A 22876-nucleotide genomic window follows, 5' to 3' on the forward strand; every position below is an offset into this window, starting at 1 on the left:
CCCATGGCGACCGAAGACATTTCGCGCAACGCCACCTCCTTTGCGAAGCGCTACGACGGCATCCGCCTCCAGCAGGGGCGCGTCACCACCGATGACGACTACAATGAGGGCGCGAGGCTCGACGCCGAGCAGACGAGGCTCACTGTCCTCGATGTCGTCGGGCCGTCGGGCAGCCCCGACTCCGGATTCGCGATCGCCAACCCGCGGATCAACACGCGCGGCGACCTCGATTTCGACATCGCCGCAGGCACGCTCTACCTCGGCGGTCTTCGCCTGGAGTGTCTCGGCGAGAGCTATACGCAACAGGTCGACTGGCTCGAGCAGCCGGCCGCCGATCGCGCGGCGCCGACCGACGGACGGGCCGATCTCGCCTATGTGATGGCCTGGGAGCAGCCGGTCGAGGCAATCGAGGACTCCGAGCTGTTCGAGACGGCGCTGGGCGGGCCGGACACCGCGACACGCTTGCGGCTGATGCGCCGGATCATGCTCGGCGCGGGCCTCGGCGGCAGCGACTGTGCGACGGCTTGGACAGATGCGCTGCTGCAGATCGAGGCGACCTACGGCATCTGGAATCCCGAAACCTGCCTGTGCGAGCCCGACACGAAGCTGCGGGTGACGTTCGACAACACCGGCAAGAAGGACGACCTGTGCGCGCCGTCGGTGGTCGGCGGCTATCTCGGCGCCGAGAACCAGGCGATCCGCGTGCAGATCGTCGACACGAACAAGTTCACCTGGGGCTTCGACAACGCCTCGCCACTCTATCGCGTCACGATCGGCGCCGACCGCAAGACCGTCACTTTGCAGACCGAGCCCAAGGACCAGGCGCACTGGATGCAGTCCGGCATCACCGTCGAGATCCTCGCCTGGTCGGCCGTCCTGCCGAATGGCGAGAAGCTCGCCGAAATCTCGGGTCATCTGACGACCGTCGCGGGCGCCTACGATCCCGACCTGCATACGCTGACCTTGACCGATGCCCTGCCAGCCGCGCCGCCGCCCGGCTTCGGCGAGCAGTGGCGGGCGCGAGACGATGCCGCCACCCTCGAAGGGGAGACGCCCTACTACTTCATGCGCGTCTGGGCGCGCGGCAGCGACACGGTCTCGCCGGCCGCCATCGCCTTCATGCCCGGAACGGCGGTCGCTCTCGGCAACACCGGCATCCTCGTCACCCTCACCGGCACGGTCTTCGTGCCCGCCGACTATTGGGTGATCGCCGCACGGCCGGAAGATCCGACGCGCGTCGTGCCGTGGGATCTCCTGACCAGCCGCGCACCGCACGGCATCCGCCGCTACTTCGCGCCAATCGGGCAGATCTTCTGGTCGATCAACGATGACAGCGCCAGCGGCAGCACGGTCGACGACTGCCGCCCACCCTTCCAGCCGCTGACCCGGCGCTCGACCTGCTGCACCTTCACGGTCGGCGACGGCGTTACGAGCCATGGAAACTACAGCGTCATCCAGGACGCGATCGACCATCTGCCGCCGCGGGGCGGCTGCATCTGCATCCTCGCCGGCACCTTCGCCCAGGATTTCCGCGTCGATGGACGCCGGCAGGTCCGAATTGAAGGATGCGGGCCGCGTACGCAGATCACCGGCGCGCCGCGGTCCAACCACCGCGCCGTGGTCACCATCGTCGACAGCAGCGAGATCGTGCTGACCGACTTCGCAATCGCGAACCCCCAGCGCATCGGCCTGCAGCTCGTCGATCGGCTGGAGGCACAGGCCCTCAATCTCCCGGCCGATCTCGCGACGGTGGATGCAGCTGCCGGCAGGAACAGGGCGCAACGGCGCCTCGACCACATCCACCTGCACAAGCTCCTGATCGAAGGTCGCGACCGCTCCGCCGTGGCCATGGCTGGCGGGCGCTTCATTGACCTGACCGAGAGCACGATCGCCGTCGACGCGCTGGCGGCGGACTTCACGATCAATTCGACCGATGGCCGGTGGCCGGCCGTGTTCATCGCCGCCGACGACGTCCTCGTCGAGCGCAACAGCGTGACGGCCCGATCGCTGTCGGCCAAACGCGTCGCGTCTTTTGCGGCCGCGAGCGACAATGCCGACCCGCCAGCCGCGTTCACGGTCCGCTCGCGTCTGGCGCTGGGCGGCATCCAGATCGCAGGCGGTTCGGAGCGCGTCGCGATCCGCCGCAACAGCATCGTCGGCGGCACCGGCAACGGCATCACGCTCGGTTCGATCGCCTATGTGCCGGAGCGCGTGATCGGGCGTTTCACGGTGGGCAGCGACTTCCTCGATCTCGCCAGGCAATGGACCTATGTCGGCCCCGGCGGCCACCTGGCCGTCGACGAGAACGGCTGCATCCAGTACGTCCCCGATCCGCCGCCGCCGAACGGCCCGGACGGCGGTCCGATGGTCCCGATCTCGACCGGGAACCTGACCGACATCCTGATCAAGGAGAACGAGATCGCGGACATGGGGCAGAGCGGCATCGCCGTGGCCCGCTTCTTCGCCGCCACCAGCGTCCGGCAGACGATCATCGTCGACGGCCTGCGCATCCTGGAGAACCGTATCCGCTCGTGCCTGCAGATCGAGTTGCCCGAGATCGGCGGCGCGCTGGCCGGATGGGCAGCCTATGGCGCCATCGCGCTCGCCGCCGTCCATGACCTACAGATCGGCGCCAACACCATCGCCGGCAATGGCCGCTCGCATCTCCAGCCGATCTGCGGCGTCTTCCTGCTCGGCGGCACGGGCGTCACCATCGACGGCAACACCGTGCGCAGCAACGGCCTGCGCATCGAAAGTGCCGGCACCGCCCAGCCCGGACTGCGCGGCGGGCTCTTCCTCGGGCTCGTCACCGCACCGCGCGAGGAGATCGGCCCGGAGGCACGACCGGCCGCTCGCATCCTCGACAATGTCGTGGTTTGCGAGGACGGTCAGGCGCTGGTCATCGTGGCCGCCAGCGGCGCGGTCACCGTCCATCGCAATGCGCTGACCAGCCGCGGAGCAACCGGCGAGAACGGCCAGTCGACGGGCTTCACCGGCGTCGCGCAGACACCGACCGCCCCCGGCCTCGCCCAGCCCTATCTCCGCTTTGGATCGGCGGTGGTCATCGTCGACCTGGGGCTGAGCTCGGAAATGGTGCCGACGGGGTCGTTCGGCAATTCGAAGTACCTCTACCTCGCGGCCACGCAGCTTGCCCAGACGCGCGGCGGGGTGATGTTCGACGACAACCAGGTCCTGCTCGACCTCGGGGTGACAAGGGCAAGGCTGCTCGCCAGCTCTGTACTGCTGATCAGCCTCGACGACGTGAGCGCACAGGACAATCAGCTCACCGTACGGTCGGCCAACACGCTGCTGCTCGCCGATCTCGCCGTGGTCGCGGGATCGCTGCGGATCGTCGGCAACCGGCTGAGCGAAACGATGCTGCGCTGCCTGCTCTCCGGTCTCGGCATCGGCGTGCTGGCGACGGCGTCGCTCAACCAGAGCACCCACTGCCTCTTCGTCGCCAGCCTGCTGGGCGCGGCTGGAGAGGTCCAGACCGACAATCTCGCGCTGATCGATGCCTGGGCGCAGGCGATGAAGATGCCGCCGATCTGCACCCGAGACTTCGGCTTTGTTCCAGGGAGGCAATGATGAAACTCGACGCCAGCTACACCGAGCAGCAGCGCAAGACGGTCGGCGAGCAGTTGCCGGCGATCGTTCCAGCCGCCGACGCGGCCCGGCTTGCCGGCCTGGGCGCCGCCCTCGCCCTCCAGGGGGCCCAGCAATTTGCGCTGACGATCAACCGCGCGCGCAACGCGGCGAAGTACGGGCCTGCCGCCGACCAGGTCGGCGCGATGGATGTCCGGCTCGAGGAGGGCGAGCAGGCGATGCAGCAGATGCTTCTGGCCCAGGCGCGGGCGCAGCTCGTGCCGCCGCAGCTTCCGGCCAACGCCGCGGGCATTTTCGGCCGTGTCTCCGACCAGGATGGAAACGGCATCGCCAGGGCGGCCATCTTGGCCTTGAACCAGGCCGGGGGGCAGGCCGCAAAGGCGACGACCTCGGCTGATGGCAGCTATCAGATGACGGTCCCGGTGCGCGCCGCCGCCGCCGCGCGCGGAAGAATCGTGACGGAGAGTGCCGCTGCCTCCGCCGAACCCTCAATCGTGATCCAGCTGCAGGTGAGCGTCGGCGGCAAGATCGTGCTGACCGACGAAGAGATGCTGACGCTTCGCGCCGGCGACATCGTTCTCCGCGAATTGACCGTGGCGGGAGCCGCGACGGACAAGACCGCGGCGTGATCCGCTGATGTGCCGAGGCTCGCGCATGAGCTCGTCTACAGCTCCTGGACGCTTCTCGCGGATCGGCCGCAATACGTTGACACACCGAACGGGTGCATCAGCAGCTCCGGCGCCTCGGCGCCCAGGTGGTCGCGGACCCGGCTCGGCGCCGAGTTCACCGCATGATCGTTGTGCACTTGTCGCGACGGTGGAGCCAGGCCCGGACGCACGGCATTGCGGACGTTGTGGCCGAAGATGAACACCCGGCTGGCGCCCAGCGTCTGGCGCAGCAGCTGCTCGACTTCCGGTTACAGGTACGTCGACCCGACCACGCCTGCCGATGCGCGCTGCCGCAAGAATGTCGTGGTCAGGTCCTTCGTCTTCATTATAGGCGAACAGGATCAGGCAGCGCACGAAGGGAGCCGACGCCGTCGTCGCCTAGCCGGTATGCCTGCCTATGTGTGCCAGCAATAGCTCGGTGACCCGATCGGGAACCTGATCGGCTGCGTAGTGCCCAACGCCCGGCAGCACCTCGAACTGATACGGCGCGTCGACGAACTCACCCGTGCCCTCGGCCGCAACACGTCCTACCGTGTCGTCGGCGTCGCCCCAGAGATAGAGCGTGGGCACCTTGATCGGGCCGAGGGGTTGCCGTGGACCGCTCGAGCGGTACCACGCCAATGCCGCCTCGAGCGCGGGCTTGTTGCCGAGCACCGACATATGAGCATCGGTCGCCGCTTTGGGCATCCCTTGGCGTATGTGGCGCGACCGCAGCCACTCGCAATCGTTCGCCAGCAACTTCGGCACGGCGTCCGGTTCGAGAAACGCCGTGTGATGGCCCGATCGCCGCTTCTGCTCACCGTCCGGCATGGCAAGCGCGCGCAGGAACGACGCCGGGTGCGGCCGGGACAGCATGGTAAGCGTATGCAGCCGCTCGGGATGGCGCGCCGCGATGATCCAGGAAAGGCTGCCGCCCCAATCGTGGCCGACCAGATGGAAGCGGCTGCCTCCATGGCCTGCCGCCGCGACGATATCGAGCGCGTCGTCCACCAGCCGGTCGATCCGATAGGCATCGAGATCCCTGGGATCGGGACGCGCCCCCGGCGAATAGCCGCGCTGGTTGGGAGCGAGCGCATAGTAGCCCGCGCCCGCCAAGGCCGGCACCTGCCTGTCCCAGAAATGCCGCGAGACACCGAAGCCGTGCAGGAGCAGGACCAGCGAATTGTCGGGCAGGCCTGCCACCGAGCAATCGAATTCAAGCCCCGGTCCCGTCTTGATCTTGCGCACGTCCATCGCTGTTCACCCCCGTAGGCCCCGCGATCAGACGGCAACTTCCACCGGCAAGCCTGCGAGGCCAAGTGCATATAGATACTCGGATCATCGGTCGCACGGGAAGCGGCCTTGCGGGCGCGGTGTTGCAGGCCGGCCTGCGGCGAGCGCCCCGATGAACTCAGCCCTGACGATCGTTGTTCGCTTCGCTGCGGAGCTGCGCCTGCGTGATCTGGCTGCCCGGCGGCACGCTGTGGGTCAGCCAGACGCTGCCGCCGATGGTCGAGCCGCGCCCGACGGTGATGCGGCCGAGGATGGTGGCGCCGGCATAGATGACGACGTCGTCCTCGACGATGGGATGGCGCGGCCGTCCCTTGATCAAGGCCCCCGTCTCGTCGGCCGGAAAACTGCGCGCGCCGAGCGTGACTGCCTGATAGAGGCGTACCCGTTCGCCGATCACCGCCGTCTCGCCAATGACGACTCCGGTGCCGTGATCGATGAAGAATCTGCCGCCGATCCGGGCGCCGGGATGGATGTCGATGCCGGTCAGCGAGTGAGCGATCTCGCAAATCTGCCGCGCCAGGAACCTCGCTCCCAGGCCGTGGAGCGCATGCGCCAGCCGATAGTGGATCACGGCGGTCATGCCCGGATAGACCAGCAGGATCTCGGAATGACCGGTGGCCGCAGGGTCGCCCACATAGGCGGCCTTCAGATCGCTCACCAGCAACCCGCGGATGGCCGGCAAGCCCGCCGCGAATTCACGCGTGATGGCCGATGCCCGGAGATCCAGTTCGTTTTCCGAGAATGTGTTGTCGGTCGCGAAGGGCAGTGTCCGTCGAACCTGATCGTTGAGAGCCGGTAACGCTCGCTCGAGCACCGCACCTACAGTCTGCCCGAGTGCGGGCTCCCACCGCAGAAGTGCGGCGAATTCCTGCAGCGTCGACACCTCTTCCGAGCCCAGCAGCGTCGTCCCAACTTCGCGGCATCGGCAAGCGCCGTCGATTGACCGAGCGCGTCGGCCATTGTCCGGGCGATGGAAGGACCGCGCGCGACCCGAGGGTTCCTCGACCAGGCCGAGGCCGTCGATCGGCTCGGCCTCGTCCAGGATCATCGCGATCTCCACACCCGTGCCTTGTGCCGAATCCGTATGCGACCCGGGAGCGATGGCGCTGATCCGATGGCACGGGCGGCGCACACTGCGTTCCGCAATCCATCCGCAATAGACATTGCGCGTCAGCTTCAATAGCTGCTCGGCCAGCGCCGCGCCGGCAGAACCAACCGCAACACCGCGACCGACAGCAGCGCCAGTCCGGCCTGATGCGGCATGGCGGTCCCGTCGTCTAGCCTGCCTTGGCGAGCGCGGAACGAATCGAATCGAGCAGCGCATCGTCCGACAAGGGCTTTTCCAACAGGCAATGGACCCCGAGCTTTTGGGCCTGGGCACGCAATTCCTTGTTGGCACGGCCGGTGATCAGGATGACGGGCGCCTCGATGCCGCGGCGGCGGAGAACGCCGATCAGTTCCAGCCCGTCAATCACGGGCATGCGGTAATCGATGACAATGCAGCCGCAAGGCAGGATGGCGGGATCGCTCAGCAGACTGACCGCGCCATCGAAGAGGCGAACGTTCAGCCCCTCGACTTCCAAGGCGAACTTCAGCGCGTTGCGCACGGCCGCATCGTCGTCGACCACACAGATGACGGGGAGCTTGCTCAGCATGACAGCAGTCTATCCGCGCCGCCCATGCGCGAATTGATCCAGCGCAAGCCTACAGGAAGTCGCCGGCGAGAAGCGCCTTGCGCACCAGGGCCGACAGGCTGTCGGCCTGCATCTTGGTCATGACGTTGGCACGGTAGATCTCGACGGTGCGTGCACTGATCTCGAGTTCGTGGGCGATAATCTTGTTGGCCTTGCCGGCAACCAGGCCTTCGAGCACCTGGAGCTCGCGCTTCGACAGGGTCTTGAGGCGGGCGCGCGACTCGGCCGCCTGCGCGTCCCGCTCACGGTCGCCAGCGCGCCGCGCCAGGGCTGACCTGATCGCACCGATCAGGGCCTCGTCATCGAACGGCTTCTCGATGAAGTCCACGGCACCGGCCTTCATCGCCTCGACGGCGAGCGCGATGTCGCCGTGGCCGGTGATCACGATCACAGGGATCGTGTTGCCGGCGGCGCGAAGCCGGCGCTGCAGCTCGATGCCGTCCACGCCGGGCATGCGTACGTCGGTGACGATGCAGCCGTCCTGGGCGTCGGGCAGGAACTCGAGGAACGCCGTGGCCGATTCGTGCACACGCACGGCCAGTCCCACGGTGCTGAGCAGGAATGCCAGCGACTGACGGACGTCGGCGTCGTCGTCGATAACGTGAACGATGTCGCTATTGGCCAAGCTCGGCCTCCTCCGATTCGCCCGGCATCCTCAAGGTGAAGCGGAAGATGGTCCCGCCCTGCGGCCGCGACTCGACCCAGATCTTGCCGCCGTGCGCCTCGACGATGGTGCGACAGATCGACAGGCCGAGGCCCATCCCCTTCTGCTTCGTCGTGACGAAGGGCTGGAAGAGATGCGCCCTCACCTCGGGCGCGAGGCCTGCACCCGAATCCGTCACGCTTACCTGCACGACGCCATCGCTCGCCACCACCGTCTCGATGGCGAGTTCGCGCTTGCCCGGCGCCTCCAGCAGGATCTCGACGGCATTGCGGATCAGGTTGACCAGCACCTGCTGGATCTGGATGCGATCGACCAGCACCACGTCGGCGCGGGGATCCAGCCGGAAGGACACCGCGATCGCGTTCTCGCGCGTGCCGACCAGGGCCAGCATGCTCGCATCCTCGATCAGCTTTGGCAGGTTCTCGACCCGACGCTCGCTGTCCCCACGCGCCACGAACTCGCGCAACCGGCGAATGATCTGGCCGGCGCGGAGCGCCTGGTCGGCGGCCTTGCCAAGGGCGTCCTGGAGCGCCGGCACCTGCTCGCCGTCGACCCTCTGCAGCAGGCGGTGGCAGCCCTTGAGGTAGTTGTTGATCGCGGTGAGGGGCTGATTGATCTCGTGCGCCAGGGTCGACGCCATCTCGCCGAGCGCGGTGAAGCGCGACATGTGGGCCACCTCCGACTGCAGCTCCTTGAGCCGGTTCTGGGTCAGCTGCTGGTCCGTGAGGTCGCGAATGAAGCCGGTGAAATAGTGCCGGTCGGCGGATTGCAGCTCACCGATCGTCAGATGCATCGGGAAGGTCGTGCCGTCCTTGCGTTGACCAACGACAATCCGGCCGATGCCGATGATGTGCTTCTCGCCGGTCCGCAGGTAGCGCTTGAGGTAATCGTCATGCTGCCCGCGATGCGGTTCGGGCATGAACAGTTTGATGTTCTGGCCGGCGGCCTCCGCCATCGTGTAGCCGAACAGCTCTTCAGCCGTGGCGCTGAGCGATTCGATGCGGCCGCGCTCGTCGATGATGACCATGGCATCGGGTACGGTCTGCAGGACCGATCGCAATCGCGCCTCGGCCGCCTGAAGCGCCGCGTCATTGGCGAGACGGACAGCATTCCGCCCGTCCTCGAGGTCGGTGACCGCGCGCACGCTATGGATGATCCAGGCAACCGACCCGTCAACCGCCAGCACGGGGGCGTTGACCACGTCCAGGACTCGCGCCCTGTATCCGTCGCGTCCTGGCAGGCGGAACGTCCCCTGGCCCATCTGGTGCCTGGTGCCCAACCGCGCCACCTTCTCCAGCGAGGCGACGAGGCCGACCATCGCCGGGCTGCCCTCGAGCAGCTCGCGAATATCGTGCCCGACCACCGCCTGCGCCGGCGCTTCGAGCAACTCGAGATAGTCCTCGCTCGCGGCGACAATGGAGAAATCGGCCGAAAGCAGTAATTCGGCATGCGGGGAAGCGCTGACAAGGGCCGCAAATTCTTGCGGAAGCACCGCCAGCGCGTGCGTCGTCGCCATGTCAGAGCCCTTTTGTGGCCGTGACTATAGCAGCAGCACCAGACTGGACAAAGAAGTCGGTCGTCAGGGCCGGATGAAGGCGAGCGGTGCATCCTCGTCGAGATTGTCGATCGCGGCGGTGAGCTCGGCTGCGATGTCCGCGATCGGGCGGTCCTGACGGAACAGCCGGATCGCCTCCGACAGCAGGCAACGGGCAACGACATCGCTGGCGATCGATTGTGCTTCCGCCTCCTTCAGCGCCGCGGCAACATGGCGCGCCACGAGATCATATGTACTCATTTGCCTAACCTTTCCTGGGTTAGAGTCCACGGGAGTGGCGGCCAGCCCCGCCGGCGTAGTGACGATCGAAGGCGGCGCAGACGAAGCGAACGAAGGGTCGGCCGGTCTCGGTGACCGTGACTTGCGCATCAGCACGCCGGATCAGCCCGTCGCGTTCCAGACGATCGAGATGGGGATCGAGCGAGGCTCGAAACGCCTTGTGGCTGACCTGGTATTCGCTGCACAGAGCCGCGAGGTCGACGGCGTTGTGGCACATCACGCGCTCGATGATCGCGCCGCGCAGGCGATCGTCGCGGGTGAGCGCGACGCCGCGCGCCGTTGCGAAGCCGCCGGTGGCCACCGCCGCCATATAACGCGACGGATCGGCGGCATTCTGGGTGAAGCCCCGCGGCAGGCTGGAGATCGCGGACGCGCCGATACCTGCGACGAAGGCGGCCCGGTCGGCGACATAACCCTGGAAGTTGCGATGCAAAGTGCCGGCGGCGGCCGCACGCGCCAACCGGTCGCCCGGCCGCGCATAGTGGTCGAGCCCGATCCGGCAATAGCCTGCCGTCACCAACCGCTCGGCGACCAGCGTCGACATCGCCGCCCGCAACGCATTGTCCGGCAGGTCGGCATTCTCGATCAGCTTCTGGTGAGGTTTCATCCACGGCACGTGCGCATAGCCGAATACGGCAAAGCGGTCGGGTCCGAGCTTCAGGGCGAGATCGAGCGTTGCCGCCAGCGTCTCCAGGGTCTGATGCGGCAACCCGTAGACAAGGTCGATGTTGAAGCGGCCGATGCCTACAGCGCGCAGCCGATCGATGGCATCCGCCGTGTCCGTGAAGCTTTGACGGCGGTTGATCGCCGCCTGCACGCCCTCGTCGAAATCCTGCACGCCAAGGCTGACGCGCGTCACCCCGATTGCCGCCGCGGCGGCGGCGATCTCGCGGTCGCAACGGCGCGGATCGATCTCGAGCGACACCTCGGCGTCGCACCGGCGATCGAAGAGCGCTGCGATGCGCTTTCCCACGGCTTCCAGGCGTGCGGCGCCGAGCTGACTGGGCGTGCCGCCACCCCATTGCACGCCCTCGAGGATCAGTCCCGGCACCACCCCGGCGAGCGTCTCTAGCTCACGCAGCAGCGCGTCGGCGTAGCTGTCGAGGGTACCGGGCCGGTTCATTGCCATCGTATGGCACGCGCAGTACCAGCACAGTTCCTTGCAGAATGGCACGTGTACGTAGAGCGAGGCGGAGATCTCGTTCAACGCGCGCAACCACGCCTCGTGCTGCGCCGCACCGACCGACGGCGTGAACTGCGCCGCCGTGGGATAGCTGGTATAGCGCGGGACCGGGCGGTCGTATGCCGCCAGCAATGCCGGATCCATCGATTGCCCTAGTGCGACATCAGGACGGGAACGGTCATGCTCTCCAGCAAGGTGCGGCTCGCACCCCCGAGAACGAACTCGCGAAGGCGCGAATGGCCGTAAATGCCCATCACGATCAGGTCGGCGCTGCAGTCTGCGGCGCGCGACAGGATGGTCTCACCCACGCTGGCGTCGGCCGCCACGTCGCGCTGCACGGTGACTTTCACGCCGTGGCGCGCGAGCCACAGGGCGACGTCGGCGCCGGGCTCCTGGCCGTGGCCGTCGGCGGAGACCTCGGGATCGACCACCAGGACGATCACCTTCTCCGCAGCGTGCAGGAAGGGCAGCGCGTCAGTGGCGGTACGGGCACTCTCACGGCTGGCGTTCCAGCACAGCATCACTGTCCTGCCGACGGGCGACAGCGCGCCAATCTTCGGCACGACCAGCACCGGACGGCCGGTCGCAAAGGCCATTGCCTCCGGCAGATCGCCGCGACTGCCTGCGACATCCTCGGGATCGGCCTGGCCGACGACGAGCAGGTCGGCATAACGCGCATTGACCGCGAGCGCATCGTCCGAGAAGGCCTCGGTCACCCGCCACTCCGAAGCGAAGCTCTGGCCCTTGATCGCCTTCTCGTAGGCAGCACGGGCGGTCTTCTCGGCCGCGTCGCGGCCGGCCTCGTAGGCCTCCATCAACGGGCCGAGGGCCATGCCACCGTCGACGTAGGAAACGACCTCGAACGGTTCGCGTGCATGCAGCCCGATTAGCCGGGACTCGAAGCGTTGGGCGACCTCGGCGGCGACGGCCAGACGGCCGCCAACGCTGCGGCTGGCGTCGCAATGAACGAGAATGGTCTTGTAGCTCATCGTTTGCCTCCTGATGGCGCGTGCGAGGATGTTCCTGCCACGCACGGCGAGGCCGGTGATTGATGCAGATCAAGCTGTGCCTCGATCGCGCGGCCTAATGAGGCGTCATGGAGTTCGTATTCCAGGCCATCGCCGCGTGCCGCGACGGGTTCGTGCATGTCGCCGGGCTTCCGGCCGGGCTCTCCCTGTCGCTGTTCCTCGCCGGATTGAGCGGCAGCGCGGTGCACTGCGTCGGCATGTGCGGGCCATTCGTGCTCGGTCAGGTGATGGCCGATGCCGAGCACGTCGGGCCGGGCGCCTACGGCGAATGGCGCCGCCTGTCGGGAGCTGCGCTCGCGCCCTACCATCTCGGCCGGCTCACCACCTATACGGGCTTGGGCGTCCTGGCCGGCGCCGCCACCGCGCTGTTCGCGTCGACCGTCGTCTTCGCCTGGCTGTCCGCAGTCCTGCTGATCGCAGGGGCCGCGCTGATGGTGGCCCAGGCGTTCGGTCTCGCCCTTGGGGTGGCGGCGCCACAGGCCGGACTGATCCAGCGCGTGGCCGCCCCGCTCACCTCCTCACGCCATCCCGCGGCGCGTTACGCACTGGGTGTCGTGCTCGGCTTCCTGCCCTGCGGCCTGATCTATGGGGCGCTTGGCGCCGCAGCCGGCACGGGATCGATGCTGCACGGTGCGCTGGCGATGGCCGCCTTCTCGCTCGGGACCATGCCTGCATTGGTCGCCGTCGGCTGGGGCGGTGTCCTTCTCCGCCGCCGCTGGCAAGGAATGACTCGCTGGATCGCCTCTCCGCTGCTCGTCGTCAGCGCGCTGCTCATGCTGGCGCTGGCGGGCCGGAGGTTTTGATCGTCAGGTGCCGCCTTCATCCGGGAAGATCACGATATCGCGGTAGGCGTGCCAGGTCGCATGGCCCACCACCGGCACGACGACGGCGAGACCGAGCAGGCCGGGCACCATGCCGATCCCGACCAGCAACACGATCAGCCCGGCCCACAGGATCATCGGCCGAAGGTTGAGCCGGACGGCCGTGACGGAAGTGGCGATGGCCTCGAACAGGTTGGCATTGCGGCGATGGAGCAGGTACGGCATCGAGAAGGCGCCGATGGCGAAAGCCGCAGCGGCCAGCACGGCGCCGCAGGCAATGCCGAAGCCCAGGAACGGCAGACTGCGTGAGGAGAACCACAGGAGATCGGCGAAGCGGTCCCACGACTGGGTACGCCATTCGAACAGCGCAAACAGGAGCTGCGCGGTCCGCATCCAGGCAAGATGGAAAAGCAGCAGCAGCAGGCCCATCAGCGCGATCTGGTCGGGATTGCGCTGCCAGGCGAGCCACATGCTGTCGCGATCGACCAGGAGGTGAGCCTCGCGCCGGCGGCTGATCTCGTACAGTCCTACCGCGATGAAGGGGCCAATGAAGAAAAAGCCGGCGCCGAGCGGCAGCACGAGATAGGGCAGGTCGAGCCAGACCATCAGCGTGACCGCAAACCAGCCCACGACCACCGGCACCAGGCCGCAGGCCACGCTGGGTCCAGGCGCGGCGATCAGGTCGCGCCAGCCGGCCGTGAGCCAAGTCCAGGGCCGATCGACAGGGACTCGCCGGATGCGGGGCTGCGGCCCTTGGAAGACGGCAACGGTCTCGTGCATTTACATCCTCCCGATTTGGCGGACAGAGTGACGCTCCGTATCGCATACGGGCCTTGATGCAGGTCAAACGCCGACGCTCCATCAAGCGCTAGCTTTCCCGCGCACGCCACTCCGGGGAGCCCGTATGTCCAGCAATCCAGCCGTCCTTGCCGCTCCGCGATCGGCACCCCGCTACGTCGAGGATGTCGTGCGCGCGTCCATGGCGCTCACCATGTTCTGGGGCATCGCGGCGTTCACGGTGGGTGTGGTCATCGCCGCCCAGCTCGTCTGGCCGCAACTCAGCTTCGACAGCGAGTACCTGACCTTCGGCCGCCTGCGGCCGCTGCACACCTCCGCCGCGATCTTCGCCTTCGGCGGCACCGCGCTGATCGGCACGGCCTTCCATGTCGTGCAGCGCACCTGCCGCGCGCGGCTGTTCGGCGGCGCGCCGCTCGGCTGGTTCATCCTGCTGGGCTATCAGTTCTTCATCGTCGTTGCGGCGACCGGCTACCTGCTCGGCATCACCCAGAGCAAGGAGTACGCCGAACCGGAATGGTACGCCGACCTGTGGCTGACCGTCGTCTGGGTCGCCTACCTGATCGCCTATCTCGGCACGATCCTGAAGCGCGAGGAGCCGCACATCTACGTGGCGAACTGGTTCTATCTCGCATTCATCATCACCATCGCGATGCTGCACATCGTCAACAACCTCGCGATGCCGGTCTCCTTCGGCGGCACCAAGAGCTACGGCGCCTGGTCGGGCGTGCAGGACGCGATGATCCAGTGGTGGTACGGCCACAACGCCGTCGGATTTTTCCTGACCGCGGCCTTCCTCGGCATGATGTACTATTTCATCCCGAAGGCGGCGAACCGGCCGGTTTACTCGTACCGGCTGTCGATCGTGCACTTCTGGTCGCTGGTGTTCCTCTACATTTGGGCCGGCCCGCATCATCTGCATTACACGTCCTTGCCCGACTGGGCGCAGACGCTCGGCATGGTCTTTTCGGTCATGCTGTGGATGCCGTCGTGGGGCGGCATGATCAACGGCCTGATGACGCTGTCGGGCGCGTGGGACAAGCTGCGCACCGATCCCGGCCTGCGCTTCTCGGTCACTGCCGTCGGCTTCTACGGCATGTCGACCTTCGAGGGTCCGGTCATGTCGATCAAGGCGGTCAATTCCCTCAGCCACTATACCGACTGGACGATCGGCCACGTCCATTCGGGTGCGCTGGGCTGGGTCGCCTTCATCGTGTTCGGCACGATGTACTACCTTGTTCCCGTGCTGTGGAAGCGCGCGGGCATGTGGTCGACCCGGCTGATCGGCTGGCACTACTGGATCGCGACGCTCGGCATCGTGCTCTACATCACCGCGATGTGGGTGAGCGGCATCATGCAAGGCCTGATGTGGCGTGCCTACGACGAGCTTGGGTTCCTCCAGTACTCGTTCGTCGAGACCGTGGCAGCGATGCATCCCTTCTACTTCATCCGGATGCTGGGCGGGGTCCTCTTCCTGAGCGGCGGACTGATCATGGCCTACAACATGTGGCGCACGGTGCGCAGCGAGCCGGAATCGCTCGCCGTCGGGACCGCGCGCCCCGCACTCGCGGCCTAGGAGGCGCGCAATGTTCCGTCACGCAATCATCGAGAAGAACGCCATCCTGCTGCTGGTGCTGACGCTGATCACGGTATCGATCGGCGGCATCGTCCAGATCATCCCTCTGTTCACGATCGAGAGCACGATCGAGCGGGTCGACGGGGTTCGACCCTACACGCCGCTCGAGCTGATGGGCCGAAACATCTACGTCCGCGAGGGCTGCTACCTGTGCCACAGCCAGCAGATCCGTCCGTTCAAGGACGAGGTCGAGCGCTACGGCCACTACAGCCTCGCCGCCGAGAGCATGTACGATAAGCCGTTCCAGTGGGGCTCCAAGCGCACCGGGCCCGATCTTGCAAGGGTCGGCGGCCGCTACTCCAACGACTGGCACGTGCAGCACCTGGCCTCGCCCCGCGCGGTCGTGCCGGAGAGCGTGATGCCGGCCTACCCCTTCCTGGTCGAGCGCAAGCTGGAAGTGCCCGACATTGCCGCGCACCTGAAGTCGCTGCGCACGGTGGGCGTGCCCTACAGCGACGAGATGATCGCCAATGCCGCGGCCGATCTCGACGCCCAGGTCAATCCGGACGCCGATCCGACCGCCCTGCTGAAGCGCTATCCGCGCGCTGCAGTCGGCAAGTTCAACAGCGAGAGCAGCAGCGTCACCGAGATGGATGCGCTCGTCGCCTACCTGCAGATGCTGGGCACCCTGGTCCGCATCAGCGACATCCCCCCCGAACGCCTGCGCCAGTGAGGACGCCATGACAATGCTTGCATCGCTCGGCGAGCTGCTTTCGACCATCTGGACGGTCTGGGCCGTCGTCGTGTTCGGCGGCATCGCCTTCTGGGCACTGCGGCCTTCCAACCGCACGCGCTTCGAAAGCGACGCGCACATCCCTCTCAACGACGAACGGTAGGGCGCGCCATGCCGACCAAGATCGAAAAAGATTCCGTCTCCGGCCGCGAGACGACCGGCCACGAGTGGGACGGCATCAAGGAGCTCAACACTCCGCTGCCGACCTGGTGGGTCTATACCTTCTACGCCTGCATCGTGTTCGCCGCGGTCTACAGCGTGCTCTATCCCGCATGGCCCTGGGTCGGCAGCCATACGACGGGCCTGCTCGGCTATACCAACCGCGCCGAGCTCACCCAGTCGCTCGACGCGCAGGGCCGCGAGCGCGCGAAGTTCGTCGACCGCATCCGTTCGGCGTCGTTCGATCAGATCCGCCAGGATCCCGAGCTGTTCAACTTCGCCGTGGCGGGCGGCCGCTCGGCCTTCCAGACCAACTGCATGCAGTGCCATGGCGCCGGCGGCGCCGGCAGCACCGGCTTCCCCAATCTGGTCGATGACGACTGGCTGTGGGGCGGCAACATCGAGCAGATTCAGCAGACCATCCAGTTCGGTGTGCGCAACGCCAACGAAAAGTCGCGCCAGACCATGATGCCGCGCTTCGGCGCCGATGGGCTCCTGACGCCCCAGGAAATCGGCGCCGTCACCGACTATGTGCTGAGCCTGTCCGGCAAGGGCACGGCGACACCGCAGGGCGCGAAGCTGTTCCAGGAACAGTGCGCGGCCTGCCATCAGCCCGACGGCAAAGGCAATCTCGAGATGGGGGCACCCAACCTCACCGACGGGCTGTGGCTCTATGGCGGCAGCCGCGACGGGGTCTACCGGTCGATCTTCTACGCCCGCAACGGAAGCATGCCGGCGTGGGGCGAGCGGCTGGACGAGGCAACGATCAAGATGCTCACGCTCTACGTCCACTCGCTGGGCGGCGGCAAGTAACGGGCCGCGCGGCAACGGTCAGCCATCATGGACGGCAGCAGCCCCCCGCTCTACGCCTCCCGCGTCAAGGTCTATCCGCGCGCGGTCAGCGGCACGTGGCGCCGCGTCAAATGGACGGCGCTCGCGGTCCTGCTGGGGATCTACTACCTCGTGCCGTGGCTGCGCTGGGACCGCGGTCCGAACGCGCCGGGCCAGGCGATCCTGATCGATCTCGACGGCCGCCGAGGCTGGTTCTTCGATGTCGTGATCTGGCCGCAGGAAGTCTATTTCGTGACCGGCTTCCTGATTCTGGGCGCGATCGGCCTGTTCCTCGCGACGTCGCTGTTCGGTCGCGTGTGGTGCGGCTTCGCCTGTCCGCAGACGGTATGGACCGACCTCTTCATGCTGGTCGAACGGTTGATCGAGGGCGATCGGAATCAGCGCATGCGGCGGGACCGCGAGCCGCTGACCCTTGCCAAGGCCGCGCGCAAGGGCGCCAAGCACGCCGTGTGGTTGGTCATCGCCGCAGCGACGGGGGGCGCGTGGGTTTTCTATTATGTCGACGCCCCTTCGACCTTGCTCAGGATCTTCCGGGGAGAGGCATCGAGCGAGGTCTACTTCTTCATCGGCCTGCTCACCGCAACCACCTACACTCTGGCCGGGTGGGCGCGCGAGCAGGTCTGCACCTACATGTGCCCGTGGCCACGCTTCCAGGCAGCGATGCTCGACGAGCAGAGCGTGATCGTCACCTATCAGAAATGGCGCGGCGAGACGCGCGGCAAGCATAAAGCTGGCGACAGCTGGGAGGGTCGCGGCGATTGCGTCGACTGCCGGCTCTGCGTCAACGTCTGCCCGACCGGCATCGACATCCGCGACGGCCAGCAGATGGAATGCATCGGCTGTGGACTCTGCATCGACGCCTGCAACGAGACCATGGACAAGGTCGGCCGGCCGCGCGACCTGATCCGCTGGGATACGCTGGCCCGCCAGCAGGACCGCGAGCAGGCCAGACAACCGGCGCCGTGGCGGCCGGTGCGAGCGCGCACCATGCTCTATGGCGCGCTGCTGGGAATGGTCGCTGCCGTGATGGTCATCGCGTTTATTCTGCGTGGCACCACCGATCTTTCCGTGCAGCGCGACCGGAGTCCCAACTTCGTCCGGCTGAGCAGTGGCGATATTCGCAACTCCTACACCGTCAAGATCTCCAACAAGCAGCAGCAGGAGAGCCTCTTCGCGCTCGAGGTGCGCGGTCTGCCCGGTGCCACCCTCGCCGTCGCCGGAGCGTCCGACACGGCCGCTTCACACCTCGCCGTCCATGCCGACGCGGTCGGCAGCTTCCGCGTGCTGGTCACCGTTCCTGCGGCAGCGGCTCCGGCCGGATCGCAGGCCGTCCAGTTCATCGTGCTCGACGCGAGCGGCCACGAGACCGCGACGCACGGCTCGGTCTTCGTCGGCCCGGCGCATTGATCCAGGAGCCCGCCATGTCTCTCCTCTCGGTGCGCTCACCGCGCTTCAGCATCGTCCCCTGGCTGTTCGTCGCGGGCTTCGCCATCGTGATCGCCGTCAACGGCACGATGATGTGGCTTGCCATCGGTTCCTTCTCCGGCTTGTACAGCGGTCACGCCCGCGAGCGCGGCGTGCACTACAACGAGGTCGTTGCCCAGCAGCGGAGCCGCGACGCCCTGGGTTGGACGGTGCAAACCGGCTGGAAGCCCGAGAGCAACCACCTCGATCTCACGCTGAGCGATGCCGCCGGACGGCCGCTGGAGGCAACCGTCGTCAGCGTCGCGCTGATCCGCCCTGCGGAGAAGCGGCCGCCGGTCGGGGTCACCATGAACGGCCTGGGCGGCGGCAAGTTTTCGGGCAGCGTCGTTCTGCCGGCACGCGGAAACTGGGATGCCGACATCGCGATCGAAGCCGAGGGCCATCGTTTCGCGATCACCAAACGGCTGTTCCTGCAATGACCGACCATGCGCTGATCGCGACGCACCCGCAGGCGCGCGCGCAAAGCGTCTGCGTGCATTGCGGCGAAAGCCTGCGAGGCCTGGCAAGCGATGCCATGTTTTGCTGCAGCGGATGCGCCAGCGCCCACGCCATCATCGGCGCGGCGGGTCTCGGCTCCTTCTATCGCAAGCTGGAGGACGCGCACGCCCACCGGCCGGTGCCGCTCGAGACCGATTTCGCGGGCTTCGCGCAGGAGGTCGAACCCGGCCTGTTCGCGCTCGACCTGTTGATCGATGGGCTCGACTGCGCCGCCTGCGTCTGGCTGATCGAAAGCCTGCTGGCGCGCAATCCCGCGATCGTGGCCGCCCGAGTCAATCTATCGACACGCCGGCTGGCACTGCGCTGGCACGGCGCGGCCAACGCCGCCAACGAGCACGCCGGACTGGTCGCGGCGCTGGGCTACCGGCCCGCGCCTTACCGCGCGCTGGCAGCCGCGGCGCGCGACGATGCCGAAACACGCGACCTGGTGCGCTGCCTCGCGGTTGCCGGCTTCGCCGCCATGAATGTCATGCTGCTCTCGGTCGCGGTCTGGTCGGGCCATGACGGCTCGATGGGCGAGGCGACGCGCACGCTGTTCCACTGGCTGTCGGCCGCGATCGCGCTGCCGGCGGTGGCTTATGCCGGCCGCCCGTTCTTCCGCTCGGCCTGGAGCGCGCTCAGCGCCGGCCGCAGCAACATGGACGTGCCGATCTCGATCGGTGTCGTCCTTGCCTCGGCCGTCAGCTTGCACGAAACCTGGATCGGCGCCGAGCATGCCTTCTTCGATTCGGCGATCACGTTGCTCTTCTTCTTGCTGATCGGCCGCACGCTGGACCGCCGCGCGCGCGCGCGCGCGCGCCGCACCGTGCAGGCGCTGCTCGCGCTCTCGGGCGGCAGCGCGCATGTCCTGAAGGACGACGGCAGCACCGAGGCACGCCGGGTCGAGAGCCTGAGGCCGGGCGACATCCTGCTGGTCGCGGCAGGTGACCGGCTCGGCGCGGACGGCATGGTGATCGAGGGCCGGTCCTCGCTCGATGGTTCCCTGATCAGCGGCGAGAGCCTGCCCCTTGCGGTGTCGCCGGGAGCGCGTGTCGTCGCCGGCATGATCAATCTCGGCGCACCGTTGCGCGTGAGGGTCACGGCCTCGGGCGAGCGCACGGTGTTGGCCGGCATCGTCAGACTGGTCGAGGCGGCCGAGCACGGCCGTTCGCGGTTCGTGGCGCTGGCAGATCGGGTGGCGCGCGCCTACGCGCCGGTCGTGCATCTTACTGCGCTGCTCACCTTTCTCGGCTGGACCGTGCTGGGCGGACTTGCCTGGGACCGCGCCCTCGTGATCGCGACGGCGGTGCTGATCATCACCTGCCCCTGCGCCCTGGCGCTCGCCGTCCCCGTGGTCCAGGTGGTGGCGACCACGCGGCTGATGAAGTCCGGTGTCCTGTTGCTGTCGCCGACCGCGCTGGAACGGCTGGCGTCTATCGATCATGTGGTATTCGACAAGACCGGCACGCTGACCCTGGGCCGCCCCGAGCTGGTGGATACGCCCGGCCGCGAGATGGTCGCGCTGGCCGCCGGCCTGGCCGCCAACTCGCGTCATCCGCTGGCCAGGGCCCTGCAGCGCGCAGCACCGGACGCAGTTGCCGTCGACGGCGTCGCCGAGCATCCGGGGCTGGGCCTCGAGAAGGGTGGAATACGCTTGGGCTCGGCCAGTTTCTGCGGTGTCGCCGACGCGCCGCAAGACGGCCGCCCCGAATTGTGGCTGGCGCGGCCGGATCATCCGCCCGTGCGCTTCGCCTTCGCCGACCGGCTGCGGCCCGACGCAGCGGCCGTGCTCGCCGAGCTGAAGCGTCGCGGCCTCGGCGTCGAGCTCCTGTCGGGCGATCGCGCCCATGCCGTCGCACGCGTGGCGAAGGACTGCGACCTCGCCGACTGGCGTGCCGAGGTGTCGCCGGCTGGCAAGGTCAAACGCCTGGTCGAGCTCGCACGCGGTGGCCGGCGCGTGCTGATGGTCGGCGACGGACTGAACGACGCACCGGCGCTCGCCGCCGCCCACGCGTCGATCTCCCCCGCCACGGCGAGCGAGGCCACCCAGAATGCCGCCGACGCCGTCTTCCAGGGCGAAAGCCTCGCCGCGGTGCTCGAGATCCTCGCGGTCTCCCGGTGCGCGGAGCGTGCGATGCGCCAGAACCTGACGGTCGCCCTGCTCTACAACCTCGCCGCGGTGCCGCTCGCCATTGCCGGCGTCGTGACGCCGCTGATCGCGGCGGTCGCGATGTCCTCGTCCTCGCTGCTGGTGATCGGCAATGCCCTGCGGCTGGGCGCGGCGCCGACCCGAGGGAGGACTCCCTGATGGACAGCCTGCTCATCCTCATACCGGCCGCACTGACGCTCGGCCTGCTCGCGCTGGCGGCCTTCCTGTGGGCGCTCCGGCACGGCCAGTTCGACGACCCCGAGGGCGCCGCCGGCCGCATCCTGTTCGACGACGACGACCGATAACGAAGGAGAGAACGATGTCTCACTGGATCATGGGGATCATGGCCACGCTGTTCGCCCTGCTGGGTCTCTTCATGGCGGCGGCCGCACGCGACACCGGGATATTCATCTTCGGCCTCGGCCTGTTCGTCGCCGGCGTGCTGTTCGCGTGGTGGATGATCAAGACCGCCTACGACGAGGCGGAGAGCGACGTCGGCGCTTCCTGAACCGGACGATCACCTGTCCTCGCGCACGCAGAACGGGTTGCCGCTATCGATCTAGGCACCGACCCTGTCCTGGTAGTTCGCGTCGAGCCGATCGCTGAAATAGGCTGAATAACGCACCGGCTGGTACCGCGTGTCAGCCTCATCCCTGGTGAAGACGGGTAGTGTCCGGATCTCGGTGCTGAGGCTCGGATCGAAGAAGTAGCCGATCGAGTAGCGGTCCTTGTCCGACGCCGGGCTGATCACGCGATGCGGCGTCGAGTTGAAGGCGTCGTTCGTCCAGCGCGCGAGCACATCGCCGACATTGACGATGAACGTGTCGGGTATGTACGGCACCGGCATCCAGCTGCCGTCCGGCTTCCGCACCTCGAGCCCGCCGATTCTGTCCTGTGCCAGGATGGTCAGAAAGCCGTAGTCGGTGTGAGGATGGCTGCCGTAGAGATCGGCCGGGCGCTCGGCCGGCGCCGGCGGATAGTGGATCAGGCGCAACGCGGTGGTCGCCGGCATGAAGAACTTGCCGAAGAAGCCAGGCGCCTCGCCTATGGCGGTCGAGAAGCCGCGCAACAGGCGCATGCCGGCATCGAGCATCGCGGCATCGTAACGCCGCACGGTCGTCTGGAACGCCGGATCGTCCGGCCATTGGTTGGGACCCTGCAGGGGGTCGACCATAAAGGACGGATCGGACGGATCGACTTCGTGGCGCAGGAAGAACGATTCGAGTTGGTTGGGGTGCCTGGCCGGCGCGAACCGCGCCGAGGAAACCAGCGTGGAGCCGGCGAAGGCCTGGTAGCCGCGGTGCCAGCGGTTGAGCTTGATCCTGAGCTTCTCTTCCAAGGGAAGCGCATGAAAACACCGATTGGCCTCGAAGGTATCGGCAATAAGCGCAGCATCGACGCCGTGATTGGCAATGTAGAAGAAGCCCGCCGAGCGGCAGGCGGCGTAGATCTGCTCGCCGAGCTCGATCAAGGTCTTGTCCGAGCCGCCGTTCCACAGGCAACTCACATCGATGACGGGCAGCTCGCTCTTGACGGACACCTGCATGGACCTAACCTCCTGTGACACGCTGGCCGGGTCTCCTCATGACGCCATCCTGCCCGTGAACTTGGCGCTCGGGAATCTCCAGTCCCATGTTTTCGCGCAGCGTGGTGCCGACATGGTCCGGGCGGAACAGCTTGCGCCGTTGCAGCTCCGGCACCGCGAAATCGACGGTGTCGCCCTCTGAACTCAAAAATCACAAACTCGCAGGGCAGATCTTGGCCTGAGAAGCGCGTGGCTCGGACCGAACAGGACCCACGCATTCATCGCACACCTGCCT

General features: G+C 67.2%; 23 protein-coding genes. 12 read left to right on the forward strand and 11 right to left on the reverse strand.

Annotation, left to right across the window (positions count from 1 at the left end):
* The first annotated feature begins 3 nt into the window (after nucleotides 1-3).
* A complete protein-coding gene (locus tag ACQY8M_RS37400) occupies nucleotides 4-3588 on the forward strand; it encodes a DUF6519 domain-containing protein (protein ID WP_428667487.1) in 3585 nt (1194 codons plus the stop codon).
* Nucleotides 3588-4235, forward strand: a complete 648-nt coding sequence (locus ACQY8M_RS37405) for a carboxypeptidase-like regulatory domain-containing protein (RefSeq protein WP_428667489.1) — start codon at nucleotides 3588-3590, stop codon at nucleotides 4233-4235. Before ACQY8M_RS37400 ends, ACQY8M_RS37405 begins: the two co-directional genes overlap by 1 nt.
* A gap of 417 nt (nucleotides 4236-4652) precedes the next feature.
* Here the strand turns inward: ACQY8M_RS37405 and ACQY8M_RS37410 are convergent, their stop codons facing one another.
* From ACQY8M_RS37410 to ACQY8M_RS37445, 8 genes are all read right to left on the reverse strand, one after another.
* Nucleotides 4653-5507, reverse strand: coding sequence for an alpha/beta fold hydrolase (locus ACQY8M_RS37410; RefSeq protein ID WP_428667491.1), 855 nt, complete (start codon nucleotides 5505-5507; stop codon nucleotides 4653-4655).
* Between the two features lie 157 nt (nucleotides 5508-5664).
* Nucleotides 5665-6726 carry a serine O-acetyltransferase EpsC gene (gene epsC / locus ACQY8M_RS37415; RefSeq protein ID WP_428667493.1) on the reverse strand — a complete coding sequence of 354 codons (1062 nt, stop codon included), beginning with the start codon at nucleotides 6724-6726 and terminating at the stop codon, nucleotides 5665-5667.
* 97 nt (nucleotides 6727-6823) lie between these two features.
* Nucleotides 6824-7201 carry a response regulator gene (locus ACQY8M_RS37420; RefSeq protein ID WP_428667495.1) on the reverse strand — a complete coding sequence of 126 codons (378 nt, stop codon included), beginning with the start codon at nucleotides 7199-7201 and terminating at the stop codon, nucleotides 6824-6826.
* 49 nt (nucleotides 7202-7250) lie between these two features.
* Nucleotides 7251-7865, reverse strand: a complete 615-nt coding sequence (gene fixJ / locus ACQY8M_RS37425; protein WP_428667497.1) for a response regulator FixJ — start codon at nucleotides 7863-7865, stop codon at nucleotides 7251-7253.
* Nucleotides 7855-9420, reverse strand: a complete 1566-nt coding sequence (locus ACQY8M_RS37430) for a PAS domain-containing sensor histidine kinase (protein WP_428667499.1) — start codon at nucleotides 9418-9420, stop codon at nucleotides 7855-7857. Before ACQY8M_RS37430 ends, fixJ begins: the two co-directional genes overlap by 11 nt.
* A gap of 63 nt (nucleotides 9421-9483) precedes the next feature.
* A complete protein-coding gene (locus tag ACQY8M_RS37435; protein WP_428667501.1) occupies nucleotides 9484-9699 on the reverse strand; it encodes a hypothetical protein in 216 nt (71 codons plus the stop codon).
* Nucleotides 9700-9718: 19 nt separating this feature from the next.
* Nucleotides 9719-11065 carry an oxygen-independent coproporphyrinogen III oxidase gene (gene hemN / locus ACQY8M_RS37440; RefSeq protein ID WP_428667503.1) on the reverse strand — a complete coding sequence of 449 codons (1347 nt, stop codon included), beginning with the start codon at nucleotides 11063-11065 and terminating at the stop codon, nucleotides 9719-9721.
* 8 nt (nucleotides 11066-11073) lie between these two features.
* Entirely contained in the window at nucleotides 11074-11910 is an 837-nt protein-coding gene (locus tag ACQY8M_RS37445) for a universal stress protein (RefSeq protein ID WP_428667505.1), read from the reverse strand.
* 107 nt (nucleotides 11911-12017) lie between these two features.
* On the opposite strand from ACQY8M_RS37445, the gene ACQY8M_RS37450 reads away from it, so the two are divergent.
* A complete protein-coding gene (locus ACQY8M_RS37450; RefSeq protein WP_428667507.1) occupies nucleotides 12018-12752 on the forward strand; it encodes a sulfite exporter TauE/SafE family protein in 735 nt (244 codons plus the stop codon).
* Between the two features lie 3 nt (nucleotides 12753-12755).
* On the opposite strand, the gene ACQY8M_RS37455 is transcribed toward ACQY8M_RS37450, so the two are convergent.
* Nucleotides 12756-13550, reverse strand: a complete 795-nt coding sequence (locus ACQY8M_RS37455) for a DUF2189 domain-containing protein (protein ID WP_428667509.1) — start codon at nucleotides 13548-13550, stop codon at nucleotides 12756-12758.
* Nucleotides 13551-13674: 124 nt separating this feature from the next.
* On the opposite strand from ACQY8M_RS37455, the gene ccoN reads away from it, so the two are divergent.
* Genes ccoN through ACQY8M_RS37500 form a run of 9 tightly spaced genes read left to right on the forward strand, consistent with a single transcriptional unit; the run spans nucleotide 13675 to nucleotide 21564 of the window.
* Nucleotides 13675-15141: a cytochrome-c oxidase, cbb3-type subunit I gene (ccoN, locus tag ACQY8M_RS37460; RefSeq protein WP_428667511.1), complete on the forward strand. Its 1467-nt coding sequence runs from the start codon at nucleotides 13675-13677 to the stop codon at nucleotides 15139-15141.
* A 10-nt stretch (nucleotides 15142-15151) separates the two neighbouring features.
* Entirely contained in the window at nucleotides 15152-15874 is a 723-nt protein-coding gene (ccoO, locus tag ACQY8M_RS37465; protein WP_428667513.1) for a cytochrome-c oxidase, cbb3-type subunit II, read from the forward strand.
* Between the two features lie 7 nt (nucleotides 15875-15881).
* Nucleotides 15882-16037: a cbb3-type cytochrome oxidase subunit 3 gene (locus ACQY8M_RS37470; RefSeq protein ID WP_428667515.1), complete on the forward strand. Its 156-nt coding sequence runs from the start codon at nucleotides 15882-15884 to the stop codon at nucleotides 16035-16037.
* Between the two features lie 8 nt (nucleotides 16038-16045).
* A complete protein-coding gene (ccoP, locus tag ACQY8M_RS37475; protein ID WP_428667517.1) occupies nucleotides 16046-16906 on the forward strand; it encodes a cytochrome-c oxidase, cbb3-type subunit III in 861 nt (286 codons plus the stop codon).
* A gap of 27 nt (nucleotides 16907-16933) precedes the next feature.
* Complete coding sequence (gene ccoG / locus ACQY8M_RS37480) at nucleotides 16934-18352, forward strand: cytochrome c oxidase accessory protein CcoG (protein WP_428667519.1); 1419 nt, start codon at nucleotides 16934-16936, stop codon at nucleotides 18350-18352.
* Nucleotides 18353-18366: 14 nt separating this feature from the next.
* On the forward strand, nucleotides 18367-18849 hold the full coding sequence (locus ACQY8M_RS37485; RefSeq protein ID WP_428667521.1) for a FixH family protein: 483 nt from the start codon (nucleotides 18367-18369) through the stop codon (nucleotides 18847-18849).
* Nucleotides 18846-21215, forward strand: coding sequence for a copper-translocating P-type ATPase (locus tag ACQY8M_RS37490; RefSeq protein ID WP_428667523.1), 2370 nt, complete (start codon nucleotides 18846-18848; stop codon nucleotides 21213-21215). Before ACQY8M_RS37485 ends, ACQY8M_RS37490 begins: the two co-directional genes overlap by 4 nt.
* Complete coding sequence (gene ccoS, locus ACQY8M_RS37495; RefSeq protein WP_428667525.1) at nucleotides 21215-21361, forward strand: cbb3-type cytochrome oxidase assembly protein CcoS; 147 nt, start codon at nucleotides 21215-21217, stop codon at nucleotides 21359-21361. The genes ACQY8M_RS37490 and ccoS overlap by 1 nt, the downstream gene beginning before the upstream one ends.
* Nucleotides 21362-21375: 14 nt before the next feature.
* Nucleotides 21376-21564, forward strand: a complete 189-nt coding sequence (locus ACQY8M_RS37500) for a hypothetical protein (RefSeq protein ID WP_428667527.1) — start codon at nucleotides 21376-21378, stop codon at nucleotides 21562-21564.
* Between the two features lie 51 nt (nucleotides 21565-21615).
* On the opposite strand, the gene ACQY8M_RS37505 is transcribed toward ACQY8M_RS37500, so the two are convergent.
* The gene (locus ACQY8M_RS37505; RefSeq protein WP_428667529.1) at nucleotides 21616-22602 is read right to left on the reverse strand and encodes an isopenicillin N synthase family dioxygenase; all 987 of its coding nucleotides are present in this window, start codon (nucleotides 22600-22602) and stop codon (nucleotides 21616-21618) included.
* A gap of 4 nt (nucleotides 22603-22606) precedes the next feature.
* The gene (locus tag ACQY8M_RS37510; protein WP_428667531.1) at nucleotides 22607-22789 is read right to left on the reverse strand and encodes a hypothetical protein; all 183 of its coding nucleotides are present in this window, start codon (nucleotides 22787-22789) and stop codon (nucleotides 22607-22609) included.
* Nucleotides 22790-22876: the final 87 nt, after the last annotated feature.

Source organism: Reyranella sp. (assembly GCF_965279465.1).
In the GTDB taxonomy this organism is placed as follows: domain Bacteria; phylum Pseudomonadota; class Alphaproteobacteria; order Reyranellales; family Reyranellaceae; genus Reyranella.